The sequence below is a fragment of the Frankia sp. CeTa3Moorea genome (genome assembly GCF_978021225.1).
Window position 1 is genome coordinate 1 of the sequence record NZ_CDXDOR010000048.1, and the last position, 14941, is coordinate 14941.

At 71.8% G+C, this 14941-nt stretch carries 12 protein-coding genes; 9 read left to right on the forward strand and 3 right to left on the reverse strand.

Annotated elements, in window-relative coordinates:
• On the reverse strand, window positions 1-1025 hold a 1025-nt coding region (locus AC08OV_RS10915; protein WP_476619619.1), incomplete at its 3' end, for a carboxyl transferase domain-containing protein.
• Between the two features lie 271 nt (window positions 1026-1296).
• On the opposite strand from AC08OV_RS10915, the gene AC08OV_RS10920 reads away from it, so the two are divergent.
• From AC08OV_RS10920 to purH, 8 genes are all read left to right on the forward strand, one after another.
• On the forward strand, window positions 1297-2784 hold the full coding sequence (locus AC08OV_RS10920; RefSeq protein WP_476615143.1) for a serine/threonine-protein kinase: 1488 nt from the start codon (window positions 1297-1299) through the stop codon (window positions 2782-2784).
• Window positions 2785-3202: 418 nt separating this feature from the next.
• Window positions 3203-4369: an ADP-forming succinate--CoA ligase subunit beta gene (gene sucC, locus AC08OV_RS10925; RefSeq protein ID WP_476615144.1), complete on the forward strand. Its 1167-nt coding sequence runs from the start codon at window positions 3203-3205 to the stop codon at window positions 4367-4369.
• A gap of 25 nt (window positions 4370-4394) precedes the next feature.
• The gene (sucD, locus tag AC08OV_RS10930) at window positions 4395-5267 is read left to right on the forward strand and encodes a succinate--CoA ligase subunit alpha (RefSeq protein WP_476615145.1); all 873 of its coding nucleotides are present in this window, start codon (window positions 4395-4397) and stop codon (window positions 5265-5267) included.
• 186 nt (window positions 5268-5453) lie between these two features.
• Window positions 5454-6344: a hypothetical protein gene (locus AC08OV_RS10935; RefSeq protein ID WP_476615146.1), complete on the forward strand. Its 891-nt coding sequence runs from the start codon at window positions 5454-5456 to the stop codon at window positions 6342-6344.
• Between the two features lie 20 nt (window positions 6345-6364).
• The gene (locus AC08OV_RS10940) at window positions 6365-7837 is read left to right on the forward strand and encodes a cell division protein PerM (RefSeq protein ID WP_476615147.1); all 1473 of its coding nucleotides are present in this window, start codon (window positions 6365-6367) and stop codon (window positions 7835-7837) included.
• A gap of 179 nt (window positions 7838-8016) precedes the next feature.
• Window positions 8017-8571: a helix-turn-helix domain-containing protein gene (locus AC08OV_RS10945; RefSeq protein ID WP_476614090.1), complete on the forward strand. Its 555-nt coding sequence runs from the start codon at window positions 8017-8019 to the stop codon at window positions 8569-8571.
• Between the two features lie 196 nt (window positions 8572-8767).
• The gene (gene purN / locus AC08OV_RS10950) at window positions 8768-9418 is read left to right on the forward strand and encodes a phosphoribosylglycinamide formyltransferase (protein ID WP_476614091.1); all 651 of its coding nucleotides are present in this window, start codon (window positions 8768-8770) and stop codon (window positions 9416-9418) included.
• On the forward strand, window positions 9415-11061 hold the full coding sequence (gene purH, locus AC08OV_RS10955) for a bifunctional phosphoribosylaminoimidazolecarboxamide formyltransferase/IMP cyclohydrolase (RefSeq protein WP_476614092.1): 1647 nt from the start codon (window positions 9415-9417) through the stop codon (window positions 11059-11061). Before purN ends, purH begins: the two co-directional genes overlap by 4 nt.
• A gap of 605 nt (window positions 11062-11666) precedes the next feature.
• Here the strand turns inward: purH and AC08OV_RS10960 are convergent.
• On the reverse strand, window positions 11667-11990 hold the full coding sequence (locus tag AC08OV_RS10960; RefSeq protein WP_476608103.1) for a hypothetical protein: 324 nt from the start codon (window positions 11988-11990) through the stop codon (window positions 11667-11669).
• 629 nt (window positions 11991-12619) lie between these two features.
• Here AC08OV_RS10960 and AC08OV_RS10965 point away from each other — a divergent pair.
• Window positions 12620-13471, forward strand: a complete 852-nt coding sequence (locus AC08OV_RS10965; RefSeq protein WP_476614093.1) for a DUF3017 domain-containing protein — start codon at window positions 12620-12622, stop codon at window positions 13469-13471.
• A gap of 4 nt (window positions 13472-13475) precedes the next feature.
• Here the strand turns inward: AC08OV_RS10965 and AC08OV_RS10970 are convergent, their stop codons facing one another.
• The gene (locus tag AC08OV_RS10970; RefSeq protein ID WP_476614097.1) at window positions 13476-14705 is read right to left on the reverse strand and encodes an NAD(P)/FAD-dependent oxidoreductase; all 1230 of its coding nucleotides are present in this window, start codon (window positions 14703-14705) and stop codon (window positions 13476-13478) included.
• Window positions 14706-14941: the final 236 nt, after the last annotated feature.

A 14941-nucleotide genomic window follows, 5' to 3' on the forward strand; every position in this document is an offset into this window, starting at 1 on the left:
CCCAGGAGGACCCCCACACCGGCCACCACCCGGGGATCCGGCCCGACCAGGTCGACGCCGTCGGGAAGCAGCGTCTGCAGCACCTCGATGCCGTCCGGTCGGATGCCGTCCCTGGCCGCCCGCACCTGCGCCCACCCGGAGCGCGCGGCGACGTGTTCAGCCCCCGGCGCAGGTCCGTCGGACCCGGTTCGGGTGTCCGGATCGTCGGGCGGGACGGGGAGGGTGGTCCCGTCGTCGGCTTGTGACGGGCCGCCGTCCGATCCGTCTGCCAGGTCGCCTCCGTCTGCCAGGTCGACTGATCCGCCCGGAGTGGTTTGGCCGCCCGGGCTGGTCCGGGTAGCTGGACCAGCCCGGCTCTCCCGATCTGGTAGACCCGCCAGGCCGGTCAGGGCCCGCCGCAGCCACGCCTGGACCGCCCTGGGCGCTGCCGCCGCGTCGACCAGCCCGGCGGCGTACGCCGAGCCTGCGGTGTAACTGCCCGGGGACGGGGCGGTGCCGGTGACCGCCGCGACCACCCGAGGCCCGGCGAAGCCGACCGTCGCCCCGCGTACCGCGCACCGGAGGTCCGCGCGGGAGCCGATCGTCACCCAGACACCACCGGTGGTGGGCTGGTCCGCGACGGCGATGTGACCGACCCCCGCCGCGTCCAGCGCGGCGAGTGCCAGTGCGGCTCGGGGCAGTCCGACGAGTCCGGCGACCCCTTCCTGCAAGCGGGTGCCACCGCTGCGCAGGAACGACACCAGGGGACGGCGGCTGGCTGCGGCCGCGGTGGCGGCCTCGGCGAACCCACGTGCGTCCCGCTCGCCAAAGCTTCCCCCGTAAACCGTGAAATCCCAGACCGCGACCACGGCAGGGATGCCGGCCACCGCGCCCTCGCCCCAGCGCAGAGCCGGTCGACCGTCGTAGTCGGGCCAGCCCAGTCGGTTGACGGCCGCGGCCGTGGCGGGCCGCAGGGTGATGCCTGCGAGCAGGGCGGCGCGCCAGTCGGCGGTCGTCTCCTGGCCCGGCCGGGTGTCGCTGTCCACGCCTGCATCTTCGCGCCCGGGGCCGACCGGATGCCCGTCGTCGCGGCCATGGTGTCGTGGAACACGGACGGGCACTCCCCGCCGGCGGGTGGCTGGCGGGTGGCTGGCGGGTGGCCGGCGGGTGCTCGCGGGCCCGCACGCCTGCGACGCACCGTGCCTTCGGCCCGATGGCGGCCGGGGACATACTCTTTCACCCACAGCCCCCTGGGCGGGTGGGAACCCGGATCGAACCTGCTACACCGGTGCAGCGAGGGGAGCAGCGAGGGAAGCGATGCTCACACCGCTGATGGAGGACGATCCTCGCCAGATCGGCCCGTACCGTCTGCAGAACCGGATCGGTGCCGGCGGGATGGGGACCGTGTATCTCGGTTTCGCCCCGGATCGGCGTCCCGTTGCGGTGAAGGTCGCTGCCGAGGATCTCGCCGAGGACGAGGAGTTCCGCAGCCGCTTCGAACGTGAGGTGCGGGCGGCGCTGCGCGTGCGAGGCACGGCGGTGGCCGCCGTGCTCGACGCCGACACCGAGGCCGCGGCGCCGTGGATGGTCACCGAGTACGTCGAGGGGACCAGCCTGGCCGAGGCCGTCCGGGCCCGCGGTCGGCTGGAGGACCACCTCGTCCGGGGTCTCGCCGTCGGCCTCGCCGACGCGCTGGTCGCCATCCACGCCGCCGGCGTCGTCCATCGTGATCTCAAGCCGTCCAACATCCTGCTGGCCTGGGACGGGCCCAAGGTGATCGACTTCGGGATCGCGCACCTGACCGACAGCGCCACGCTGACCCGCACCGGTCATGTGATCGGCACGTTGGCCTGGATGTCACCGGAACAGATGCGCGGCGAGCCGTCGGACGCCTCAGCGGACGTCTTTGCCTGGGCGAGCTGCATGACGTACGCGGCGACGGGGCGGCATCCCTTCCATGCCGAGACACCGGACCTGCTTGCCGTCCGGGTGCAGCGGGACTCTCCCGATCTCCACGCGCTCCCCGGATACCTGCTCAACCTGGTCGCGAGGGCGCTGTCCAAGGCCCCGCGGGAGCGGCCGGACGCCGCCTCGCTGCTGGCCGCGCTGGTAGGCCGGGAGGTGCGTGGGGTCACCGAGGCCGATGCCGCCGCCGGCGCGGGGCGGGTTCCGGCCCGGCCCGCGCCGGCGGCGGCCGACCCGTCCGGTGGCTGGGCGCCGGACGTGCAGGGACCGGGCCCGGCACCCGGTCTGTGGCCGGTCGGACCCCCGCCACCCGCGTCGGCCTTTCGGCCCGCCGTGCCATTACCCCCCGCGGCATCGCCGCGACCGGTCGCCCCGCCACCGTCGGGAGCGGTTTTCCCGGGGAAGTGGGCGGATCAGGCACCCGCGGAGCGTCGGGGCGCGACCGCCGCCGCGGACGTGGCGTCCGATCCGGGACGGTCGGAGGTGACCTATCGCCCCAGCGACCCGACTCCACCGGCGCGTCCTCCCGATCCGTCGGCCTTCCCGCCAACGGGTCGACCGGCTGCGCTGCGGGTCGGGCTGTGGACCGACGCTCGGCGGGCCGCGGCGCCGCGGCGCCGGCACTGGAACAGCGGCGCGATGCTGTCGGTTCTCTTGGCGGTACTCTGGATCTTCGGGATTGGCAGTGCCGCGGCTGTCGTGGTGGGACTGGTCGCGCGGGTTCGGATCCGCCGCCGGGATGAGCGTGGCGCCACGGTGGCGGCCGTCGGTATCGGCCTGGGTTGGCTCGGGATCGGACTAACGATGATCTTGATCGTCGTTATCCTGAAATTCGTCTGACTGGTCCGGAGGGGCTGGCCACGATCGGTGTTTCTTCCGTGTGATTTCCGACATAATGAGGGTCTTAACTTTCGTGACGTCGGACACGGGACGGCGTAGGGCAGGTCCCGTCGGTCACGCTCAGCGGCTCCCGGCGGACCCGCGCTCTGAGGACGGTGGGGCGGAAGCCGCCCTCGGCGCGGTGGGTGTCCACACTCATTTGTCCTGTATCTGTCCTGTATCGACCTGCCGGGGCCCCGGACCGGGTCGAGGGATGCGCCGGATCGGCCCGTTCGATCCCACCCGTGGGCCGCCAGCGACGGCGGTGTGGTGCACAGCGCGTGGCGCGCGCTGTAACGCCCTCGTCAGTAGGCTCGCAGGCGTTCTGTGCAGCCCTACGTATCCCAACCCGTAACGACCGCATCCGACTGGACGGACCGTGGATCTTTTCGAATACCAGGCGAAGAAGCTGTTCGCCGAACATGGCGTACCGGTGCCCACCGGGAAGACCGCGACCACCCCCGAGGAGGCCCGCGCGATCGCCACCGAGCTCGGTGGCAAGGTCGTCGTCAAGGCGCAGGTCAAGACCGGAGGCCGGGGCAAGGCCGGTGGCGTCAAGGTAGCCGACGGGCCGGATGACGCCTTCGCGAAGGCGACAGCGATCCTCGGCATGGACATCAAGGGCCACACGGTCCACTCGGTGCTCGTCGAGGAAGCCAGCAACATCGCCGAGGAGTACTACGCATCCTTCCTGCTGGACCGGGCGAACCGCACCTTCCTCGCCATGGCCTCCCGGGAGGGCGGCATGGAGATCGAGGAGGTGGCGGCGACCAAGCCGGAGGCGCTGGCCCGGATCGCGATCGACCCGCTCAGGGGAGTCGACGCGGCCAAGGCGCGCGAGATCGCGGTCACGGCGAAGCTGCCCGAGGCGGCTCTGGACGGCGCGAGCGAGCTGCTGGCCAAGCTCTGGACCGTGTTCCTCAAGTCGGACGCCACCCTCGTCGAAGTCAACCCGCTGATCCTCACCGGTGACGGCCGGGTCGTCGCCCTCGACGGCAAGGTCAGCTTGGACGACAACGCCGACTTCCGCCACCCGGAGCACGAGGCGTTCGTCGACGTGGCCGCGGTGGACCCGCTGGAGCAGAAGGCCAAGGAGAAGGGCCTCAACTACGTCAAGCTCGAGGGTGAGGTCGGGATCATCGGAAACGGTGCCGGCCTGGTCATGTCCACCCTCGACGTGGTGACCTACGCCGGGGAGGAGTTCGGCGGCAAGCGCCCGGCGAACTTCCTCGACATCGGCGGCGGCGCGTCCGCCGAGGTCATGGCAAACGGTCTGTCGATCATCCTTGGTGACCCGGCGGTCAAGAGCGTCTTCGTCAACATCTTCGGTGGCATCACCTCCTGCGACGCGGTGGCCAACGGCATCGTGCAGGCCCTGAAGATCGTCGGCGACGTCAGCGCCCCGCTGGTGGTGCGCCTCGACGGCAACAACGCCGAGGAGGGCCGCCGCATCCTGGCCGAGGCGAACCTGCCGGTGGTCAAGCCGGTCGACACGATGGACGGCGCGGCGAAGCTCGCCGCCGAGCTCGCCGCGGCCGCGGCCTGACCTGGGCGAAGGGGATTGCGAACCGATGGCTATCTGGCTTGACGAGAACAGCCGGGTGGTGGTGCAGGGCATCACCGGCTCGGAGGGCAGCAAGCACACCCGCCGCATGCTCGCCGCGGGCACGAACGTCGTCGCCGGCGTGAACGCGCGCAAGGTGGGCCAGCAGGTCGAGGGCGTGCCGGTGTTCGGCTCCGTCGCCGATGCGATGGCGCAGACCGGTGCCAACGCCTCGGTGATCTTCGTTCCGCCCGCGTTCACCAAGGACGCGGCGATCGAGGCGATCGACGCGGCGATCCCGCTCGCGGTGGTCATCACCGAGGGCGTGCCGATCCACGACACGACCGAGTTCTTCGCCTACTCCCAGTACAAGGCGACGACGCGGATCATCGGGCCGAACTGCCCGGGTATCGCGAGCCCCGGTCTGTCCAATGCCGGCATCATCCCGGCCGACATCACCCCCGGCGGGCGCATCGGCCTGGTCAGCAAGAGCGGCACGCTGACCTACCAGATGATGTACGAGCTGCGGGACTTTGGCTTCTCCACCTGTGTCGGCATCGGTGGCGACCCGGTCATCGGCACCACGCACATCGACGCACTCGACGCCTTCCAAGCCGATCCGAACACCGACGCGATCGTGATGATCGGTGAGATCGGCGGCGACGCCGAGGAGCGGGCCGCGGCGCACATCGAAGAGCACGTGACCAAGCCGGTCGTCGGCTACGTGGCCGGCTTCACCGCGCCGGAGGGCAAGACGATGGGCCACGCGGGCGCCATCGTGTCCGGTTCGTCCGGTACCGCGCAGGCCAAGAAAGAAGCCCTGGAGAAGGCCGGCGTCCGGGTTGGCAAGACCCCGTCGGAGACCGCCCGGCTGATGGCTGACATCATGCGGTCGTTGTAGGCCTGTCCCGATGCCGAGCCCCCGCGGGACGCGGGGGCTCATCATCGGGACAGGTAGGGGTCTCGGCCGCGGGGCTTCGGGGACGGACGTCTTCCCTTCGCTTCCGACGGCTGCAAGACTTCTGCATCGGTGCATCGACGGCTCTCGTCTCCGCACCGACCGACCAGACGAAGTGGGGTTGCCGTCGTGGCACAGATCGGCGGTCGTAGCGTCGCCACCAACGACATCGGGGTGGTCGCCTCTGGGGCGGTCACGTTCATCGTGAGCTTCCTGCCGTGGTATTCGGTGAGCCTGGGGTTTTTCGGCCGCTCGGCGGAGGCTCACAAGAACGCCTGGGGGCTCGGGTTCAACTCCTGGTTCCCGGTGTTCCTGGTGGTCGTGGTCGCCGGTCTGGTGACGGCGCGCGTCGCCGCCAACGTCCGCATCCCGGACGTTGGTCCGGTCTCGATCCTGTGGATACTGCCGGCCGTCTCGGCGTTCGCCGTCCTTCTGCTGTTGATCAGATGGATCCGGTTCCCCGACGTGCCGAGCGGGGTGGACGCCGGGCCGAGTTTCGGGTTCTACCTCGCCTTGCTGCTGACGATCGTGCAGACCGTCTTCGGTGTGCTCACGGCGCTGGCGAGCGGAGCGCCCATTCCCGGCCGTCCGGGTGCCCGTCCCACCGGGCCCGGTCAGCCGGGCGCCTGGCCTCCGTATGGTGGTCAGCAGCCGCCCTACGGTCAGCCCTACGGCCAGCAGCCCACTCCCGGTTACGGCCAGCCGCCCACGGGGTACGGGCCGCCGCCGGGCTATGGGCCGCCCGGTCAGCCGCCCACGGGCTACGGTCAGCCGCCTGTCGGCGGATACGGCGCGCCGCCCGCCGGCGGATACGGGCAGCCGCCTCAGCCGGGCGGGTACGGGCAACCGGCCCAGCCGGGCGGATACGGCGCGCCGCCCGCCGGCGGGTACGGGCAGCCGGCCCAGCCGGGCGGGTACGGGCAGCCGTCGCAGGGTCAGGCTCAGTCGCCCGCAGGTTATGGCCAGCAGCCGCCTCCGCCGGGTGGTTACGGCCAGCAGGAGCCTCCTCCCGGTCGTTGATCCGATACGTGCCCGCCTCCATGCAGCCGCCCAGACTGCCGCGACGCCTTGCCGATCGGATCTGGCAGCGGGGCGGACGGCCCCTGGCGGAGGCGGTCGCCGCGTCGGCTGCGGGCTTGATATTCATCGAATTCGTCGTTCTGGTTGTGTGGGGAGCCGACACCGGCTCCTCCACCGGACCCGCCGCGGCTCTGCGCGTCGGAGCCGATCTGTGGCTTGCCGCTCACGGAACGACGCTGCGGCTCCCTGACGGGATCATCGCGTTCCGGCCATTGGGCCTCGCCCTCTTTCCGCTGGCCGCGGCGCTGAGCGCGGCACATCGGCGGGCGAGCGCGGTACCGCTGCAGCCGCATGCCGTTCTCAACCGGATGCCCCTGGGCCGAGTGTCGCTGAACCGGGTGTCGCTCGGCCGGATGCCGCTGGGCCGGGTGTCGCGGTTGCGGCCTGCCCGGCTCGGCGGAGGGCGCTCCGCCGCTTCGGTGGCGGACCTCGGGGACTCCCGCGGGGGCCGCTGCCGGTCGGATGGCGCCGTCGGGGTCCCTTGGCGGGCCGTGGCAGGCGACGTCATCGGCGTCGTGGGCGCCCAGACTCTCTTCGTCGTGGTCGTCGCGCTCATCGTGCGCACGCACTCGGTACGGCCGACCCCCGGTTCTGCGGCGCTGGGGACGGTCGCGTTCGGGATACCGGCCGCCCTGCTCGGCGCGCTGGCCGGCCGCCATCGGCTGCGCACGGCATGGCGGATGCTGCCCGTGATGCTGCGCGTCCCCCTGCTGTCCGGCGCGGCGGCGTTTATGGCGCTGCTGGCGGCCGCCGCGTTCGGGGTCGCGCTGGTGCTCGCGGCGACCGAGCCCGAGGTCGCCGCCGCCGAGCGCTCGCTCGACGTGGGCGTGCTCGGGGGTCTCGGGCTCACGGCGACCCAGCTTGCGCTGTTGCCCAACCTGGTCCTCTGGGGTCTGTCCTACGCCCTCGGACCAGGATTTCGAACGGGTCCGGGTCTGGTCCGGGCGGATGTCGTCCGCCCGGCCGACCTGCCGGACCTCCCGGTGCTGGCGGCCCTTCCGCCGAGCGCGTTACCCAGGCCCGGGTGGCTCGTGCTGGCGCTGGTGCCCGTCGTGGCCGGCGTCGTGCTTACTGTCATGGTCCATCGGGCGAGCCTGGGACGCCGCTCCCGGGCTCGCATCCTGACCGTCCTGCTCGGGGCGGTGGTCTGCGGTGTCCTCGTGGGTCTGGCGGTCCAAGTGTCGATGGGACAGGTCGGGACCGTGACGGGTCAGGGTAACCACTATGGTCCCTCGTCCGGATGGCTGTGCGGCCTGATCGCCGGGGGGGAGACCGCGCTTGTCGGACTCCTGTTGATCGGCGGCATCGACCTGGCGGCCCGTCGGGCCGAGCGGCCGTTCGTCGCCGACGACGCGGCGGCGCCCTCCTGGTGGCGCAGGCTGCAACCGTCCGGATCATGGTCGTCAGCCCGGCTGTCACGACGACACCCCTGACCGGCCTCGCGGCCCCGCTGCCGCGGCCTCCTCGAGGTCTGTGGGCCCGCAGCTCCCCGCCCGGCGGGGACCTTTCCCCGCCCGCTCCCTCCCCGCCTGCCCGGCACCCCGTCGGCATCCGAAACTGTCTGCGCCGTCGGTTACCGTGACCGCACTGGATCATCTTCACGGAGGTCGTCGTGGCGGTCACGGTCGCCCGTATCCGGGCTGAAGCACTTCGCCTGCGGGAGCTGGGCTGGTCCTATCGCCGTATCGCCCGAAGACTGCAGGCCCGCCATCACCTGAGCGCGCTCGTCGCGTTCCGCCTCGCGCACGGCTGGACGCAGGAGGAGGCCGCACGCCGCTGGAACGAGCGGTGGCCCGGTTCGGGGCCGGCCAAGACCGGTAAGACCTTCTCGTACTGGGAGAGCTGGCCGGCCAAGGGCGGCCGGGCGCCTTCCACACAGGTCCTGTCACGGCTGGCTGAGCTCTACCTGTGCCGGCCGGGTGATCTGCTGGACGGGCGGGACTACGGCGAGCTCGATGAGGGCTTCGAGGGAGGTGCGGGCCCCGCGGCCTCCGCCGGGTGCACCTGTGCAGCGGGCGGCACGGGTGGGGATGAGGAGGACGGGTGTGCGGGGCTGCGCTCGTTGGCTGACGGGCTGTCGTCTCCGGCGGCCTGCGAGGTCCCGTCCGCCCAGGCCATCGACGCGTGGCTGGCAGATCTCCTCGCCGGATGGGTTCCGGCGGCATGATCGGCAGCCCCGGGCTCAGGTGGCTGCCTGGCGGGCCACGCCCGGCGGGCGCCGGTGCGCGCGTTTCCGGCGGGAAGCGGCGGAGCTGGTCGAGTCAGTACAGTCGGACCGGCCATTGTTCCGCCGCCGTCCGCAGATGGCGGTTGCGCAGCGGGCGGCTCGTCGTGTCGCCCGATTCTGCTTACGGAGTGTGTCTGTGTCTGCTCGTCTCGTCGTGCTCGCCTCGGGAGCGGGAACCACCCTGCAGGCGATCCTCGACGCAACCGCGGACCCCGGGTTCGGCGCGGCGGTCGTGGCGGTCGGCACCGACCGCTATGGCACCGGCGCGGAACGGCGGGCCCGGGCGTCGGGGGTCCCGGTGTTCACCGTTCGTCTCGAGGACCACGCGGACCGGGATGCCTTCAACGCCGCGACGGCTGGGCGGATCGCCGAGTTCGCGCCCGATCTGTTGGTCCTGGCGGGCTACATGAAGATTCTCAGTGCCCGGGTGATCGGCCGGTTCCGGACGATCAACACCCACCCGTCGCTGCTGCCCGCCTTCCCGGGAGCCACCGCGGTGCGTGACGCGTTGGCCGCCGGGGTGAAGGTCAGCGGGGTGACGGTGCACTGGGTTGACGAAGGCGTTGACACCGGTCCAATCATCACTCAGCGGGCGGTGCCGGTTGAGCCAGGCGATACCGAGCAGACACTTCATGCACGGATCCAGAGCGTCGAGCGAGGACTGTTCGTCGCGACGATCGGCGAGATCGTGCGGGCCGGGAGCGGCGACTCGGCCCCGGCCGGACCTCGACGGGGCGAGCATGGGTCTCCCGCATCGGTAGAAGTTTGGATACAGGAGGAATCATGACGTCATCGGGCGAAGGTGTGGCCGGCGAGGGCGGGGCTGTCCGCGGATCCGAGCCCGGCGAAGTGGTCCCCACCGGGCGGCGGCCGCTGCGACGGGCGCTTGTCAGCGTCTACGACAAGAGCGGGCTCGACGTCCTCGCGGAGGCGTTCCTCGTGGCCGACGTCGAGGTGGTCTCGACCGGTTCGACCGCCGACGTCCTGGCCCGTCACGGGCTGGCGGTCACACCGGTGAGCACCGTGACCGGGTTTCCGGAGGTGCTGGGCGGTCGCGTCAAGACGCTGCACCCCCACGTGCACGCCGGTCTGTTGGCCGATCTGCGTAACGCCGAGCACGCCGCGGCGCTGGCCGAACTCGACATCGCCCCGTTCGACCTGGTCGTCGTCAACCTGTATCCGTTCGCCGCGACGGTCGCCTCCGGTGCGAGCGAGGACGAGGTGATCGAGCAGATCGACATCGGCGGTCCGGCCATGATCCGCGCGGCGGCGAAGAACCATGCGTCGGTCGCCGTCGTCGTCACACCCGGCGACTACACCGAGTTGGCCGCCGCAGTCCGCGGATCCGGATATGATCTTCCCGCTCGCCGCCGGCTCGCCGCGAAGGCGTTCGCCCACACCGCGGCGTACGACATCGCCGTGTCTTCGTGGTTCGCCGGCGCCGTCGCGCCGGACGAGGTGGCGCGGGAGAGCGGATGGCCCGACGTGCTGTCCGCGCAGTGGCATCGTACGGAGGTCCTGCGTTACGGCGAGAACCCCCATCAGCGCGCCGCGCTCTACGTGGAGAGCGACGCCGGGGGTCGGCCCGGCCTCGCCTCGGCCCGTCAGCTGCACGGCAAGCAGATGTCCTACAACAACTACACCGACACCGACGCCGCCCGCCGAGCAGTGTTCGACTTCACCGAGCCCGCCGTGGCCGTGATCAAGCACGCCAACCCCTGCGGCATCGCGGTCGGCGCCACCATCGCCGAGGCCCACCGCAAGGCGCATGCCTGCGACCCGGTCTCCGCCTTCGGCGGGGTGATCGCGACCAACCGTCCGGTCTCGGTCGAGCTTGCCGAACAGATCGCGGAGATCTTCACCGAGGTCGTCGTCGCACCGGCATACGAACCCGCCGCGGTGGAGATCCTCTCCCGTAAGCCGTCGATCCGGCTGCTGGAGTGCCCGCCGCCGCCGCACCAGCGCGGGATCGAACTGCGTCAGATCAGCGGAGGCCTGCTCCTGCAGTCGCGGGACGCCGTCGAGGCGCCGGGCGACGAGCCGTCCGGATGGACGCTGGAGGCGGGATCACCTGCGGACGAGGCCCTACTGGCCGAGTTGCGGTTCGCCTGGCGGGCGGTGCGCTCGGTGAAGTCGAATGCCATCCTCCTCGCGTCCGGCGGTGCCACCGTCGGCGTCGGGATGGGCCAGGTGAACCGGGTGGACGCGGCCCGGCTCGCGGTGACCCGGGCAGGGGACCGGGCGAAGGGGGCCGTCGCCGCGAGCGACGCCTATTTCCCGTTCCCTGACGGCTTCGAGGTGCTCGCCGAGGCGGGGGTGCGGGCCGTGGTCGAACCGGGCGGGTCGGTGCGCGACGAGCTCGTCATCACGGCCGCCCGAGAGGCCGGCATCACGCTCTACTTCAGCGGTGTCCGCCACTTCGCGCACTGACAGCGGGCCACCAGGCCGGTGGCACCGGCGTATGTTCCGCCAGCCACCGGCCGAAGCCTTTGCCGAGGAGTCGTCGGCGGCACCGGCACGCATCTCTTCACCAGCGCATGTCTTCACCGGAATCGGTGGCCCCATCGCGGATGCCCGTCCGTACGCCGATACTCCAGTTCGATCGAAGGAGTCGACTCCACGGTGTCGCCGGTGTCGCCGGCGATCCCGGTGCCGTCGCTCGCCACGACGCCGGGCGCCCCCGGCGCGTCGGTGCGGGTGTCCGGTCGGGCACTGGGCAGGCGTCCGGGACGCTGCTTGACCTCCGGTAGATGATCACTGTCAGGCCGATGATCGGCCTGGGACAGCGACAGTCCGGCCGCGGCCGCGCCGGGCCGGGCTCCCGTCCGCTCGTCCGCTCCGGATGGCCATGGCGGACCGGACGGCCATGGCGGACCGGACGACTGCTGATCGGTGCCCGGTCGTCTGTCCCCGGACGTTCTGTCCCGACCCGCCGGCCGGCTGGCCTCGGTCGATGTTCCGACCGGCTCTGGTGGCTCTGGTGGTTCGTCCGTGGCGCCGCCCAACGGCGCCGTGCGCCGTTCGGTGCCCTCACTTCACGAGGCGGCGTTCGCCTCCGCGGCTGCCGAGCCCCGACGCCCGCTGGCGCTGCCGTTGGACGTCGTCGCCGTCGGGCTGGCCGCCGCCGCGAGCGCACCGCCGGGCTGGTCGCCGTTCGGCACATAGCGCTGGGCGACCCAGTCCAGGGCGTCGCGCCAGCTCGCGCCGTAGAGCACCGAGATCCGATCCGCTGTCTGCCTCGCCAGCGCCTGGACGAACACTCGGTCGTCGCTGTCCAGGTGTCGGGCGTCCCCGAAGGTCTCCCAGGCCCGGAACATCAGTTCCTGCAGCTTCTTGCTGTGTGGTGATTCGTCTGTCACGTCACGCTCCATCCCACTTGGGCACTGCGGCCGGAAGTCTGCCCTAAGCCTGCATGATGCCTATAGGTGGGGGTGTTGCATATTGTGCGCGTGATGTGTTCGGATGGGGTAATCGCATCTTTGACCGCTGGCATGTGATATAGGGCGGCTATCCCCCGCTCCGGCAGGTCGTGGCATCGGGCAGATCGCCGTCGTGGAGGATCCGCCGCCCGACGGGCCGGCCGTTCACCCGGGCGCCGTTTCGGGACAGCCCTGCGTCTCGAGACGTAGAGACTCGAGACGCAGAGATACGGGCCGCGTCGAACGATCTCGGCTTGCGGCCGGGAGACGCTGGGGCCGGCGAGTGGGATGTCGACACCCGGTCCGCGCCCCGCCGTGCGCCGCCCCGCCGTGCGCCGCCCCGGCGTGCGCCGCCCCGGCGTGGCTCCGCCGTGCTCTCGTGCGTCCGTGGGCGCCGGATGCCGCAGGCGGCCTACCGTGTGTTGGTAAGGACCGATGTCCTGGTTGGATTGGTGTTCGATGCATCCTGCACTCGGGTGGAAGCCGTCGCCGATGATGGTGGGGACGCCACCATGTCCCGTACGGGGCCACTGTCCAGCAGGAGATCCCAACCGCTGCCGGAGGCGAGGGTGACCGACGCGGTGCGCGGCTCCGGCCCGGCTCGACCCGGGGGTGATCCAGGCCGCCCCGGGCCGGGGGGGCTGTACCGATCCGACGGATATTCCGGCGGACATGAGGCGCCCGATCCCCGGGCGGAGCGGGCAGAGCTGCCGCTGCGCCGCGCTGGGGCGGAAGCGGACCGGCGGCGTCCGTCGTGGCCGGGCACCACCCGCGTCGACGTCTTCCGTCCGATCGAGGATCGTGACGAGCGCCTTCCCGCCGAGTATCGCGGGTTGCGTCGGTTCGACCGTCCCGTTCCGCCGGCACCGGCCCCGCCGGCCGCCCCGGGTCAGCCCGGATCGTCCCCACCGGAGCGGGTCGAGGGCGACGGCATCCCATCGCACGACCCGTGGCGTCCGGTGTCCTCCCCGCTGGTCGGCCCCGAGGAGCACCGGAAGTCGGCGGTCGGTGCGGAGCCTGGGCCACCAGTGGCAGGGACCATCTCCGGATCCCGGAGAACACCGGTCCCAGCTGCCTCCCCGCCACCATTCGTCACGCCCGGCGCACCCGCCGGGCCCGGGACTGCCGGGCGTGGCGACGGGGGCGGGATCGGCGGCTGGCTACGGCGGGAGGCCACCTTCGCGTTGGTGCTCGCCGGGGTCACCGTCGGGCTGGTGCTGGTCTTCCAGGACAGATGGCGCCGAGGAATGGTGGTCGTCGGCGTGGTCCTGGTGATGGCCGCTCTGGCCCGTCTGGTGCTGCCGGCACGGCGGATCGGCCTGCTGGCGGTACGGGGACGGGCCTTCGATGTGGGTATTCTCCTTCTGTTTGGAGTATCTGTGATAATCCTCACATTCGCTGTTCCCTATATCGGCCCGTGACGGGTTAGCGCAGGCCGGTCATGGTGCGCCGCATCGCCAGACGGGTCAGGGAACTCGCCGGGATCGTGCCGCGGCCCAGTCCGATCTCGACGAGCGTGTCGTACAGCTCGGTACGAGTGCGGGCGGCCCGCACCGCCGCGTCCATCAGCGTGCGGCGCCGCCCGGCGAGACCGGCGAGCAGGGCCGTGTGCCGCAGATGCCGTCCCAGCTCCGCGTCGAGAGCGCGTCGGTAGACCCGGCCCGCGCTGGCCGGGTGCGCCGCGCGGACGGCGGCATGCCCGGCCAGCGACCCCGACAGCACCGCGTAGTAAATGCCCTCCCCGGTCAGGGGGTTGATCAGGGAGGCCGCGTCCCCGGCGAGCAGCACGGGACCGTTCGGCTGCCGGGGGCGATGGGTCGACAGCGGCAGATGATGGGCCCGCAGCGTGGCCGGATGCGCCGGTGTCTCGGGCAGCATGCGGGCGAGCGTGCGGCGCAGGACGGTCTTGGCGCTCGTTCCGTCCGTCCCGCCGGCCAGCCGGGACCGCAGCATCCCGTAGCCGATGTTCGCACGGCCGTCGCCGATCGGGAACGACCAGGCGTAGGCCGGCCAACCCTCGTCGGTCATGTGGATGAACTGTTCGGGGGGGCCGTCGTCGAAGGCGACGTCGGTGTAGGCCCGCACGGCGATCGCCATCGCCTCGGGGGGGTTACCCGGCAGCCCGAGCCCGCGGCGTACCGCGGAGTTCGCGCCGTCCGCGCCGATGACGACCCGCGCCGTGAGCGTGCCGTTGACCACGACGACCGGCTCCCGTCCCCGACCGTCCAGGCGCGGCCGGTCGGTAAGTTCCAGGGACCGCACGCGCCGCTGGATCAGCTGAGCCCCACGTGCCTGGGCCGCGGCCACGAGACGGGCATCGAAGACCTCCCTGGGTACCACGTAGTTGGCTCGGGCCGAGGGAGTGGCCACCTCGGCGCCCCCTGGGGTGCGCAGGCGCATGCGGTCCACCGGCCGGTACCCGGCGACCGCATCGGTCACGCCGAGATCACGCAGGACGTCCAGGCCGTGCGGGGCGATGCCGTCACCGCAGGTCTTGTCCCGGGGGAACTCAGCGGCGTCGACGATGACGACGTGTGCGTCCGGGCGTTCCCGCAGGGCGCCCAGAGCCGCCGCGCTGCCGGCCGGGCCGCCCCCGACGACAAGGACGTCGATCGTGCGGGAAAGTAGATCGACCGCCTCGTCCACGCGCACGATCGGGGTGGCGACGGTGATCGTGTCAGCGTCCTTGACTGGTCCTGCCGTTACGTATCGTGGTCCTGCGGTTCCCGTGATGTCACGTCTCCCCGCCCGCTCCCGCGGACCTGAGCCGTCCCTCGGATCCACGCCGTCCCTCGGGGTCACGCCGGATCCTCGGGCCTCCGTGGTGGCGTTCTCTCCGGGGTGCTCGTCATGCGGGGCGGGCGGGCCGGACGAGGATGTGAGGGTCTGCA

Excerpts from the sequence above, each read along its gene's own strand:
- AC08OV_RS10940 (WP_476615147.1), top strand. The coding sequence starts at position 6,365 with ATGCAGCCGCCCAGACTGCCGCGACGCCTTGCCGATCGGATCTGGCAG.
- sucD (WP_476615145.1), top strand. The coding sequence starts at position 4,395 with ATGGCTATCTGGCTTGACGAGAACAGCCGGGTGGTGGTGCAGGGCATC.
- purH (WP_476614092.1), top strand. The coding sequence starts at position 9,415 with ATGACGTCATCGGGCGAAGGTGTGGCCGGCGAGGGCGGGGCTGTCCGC.
- AC08OV_RS10920 (WP_476615143.1), top strand. The coding sequence starts at position 1,297 with ATGCTCACACCGCTGATGGAGGACGATCCTCGCCAGATCGGCCCGTAC.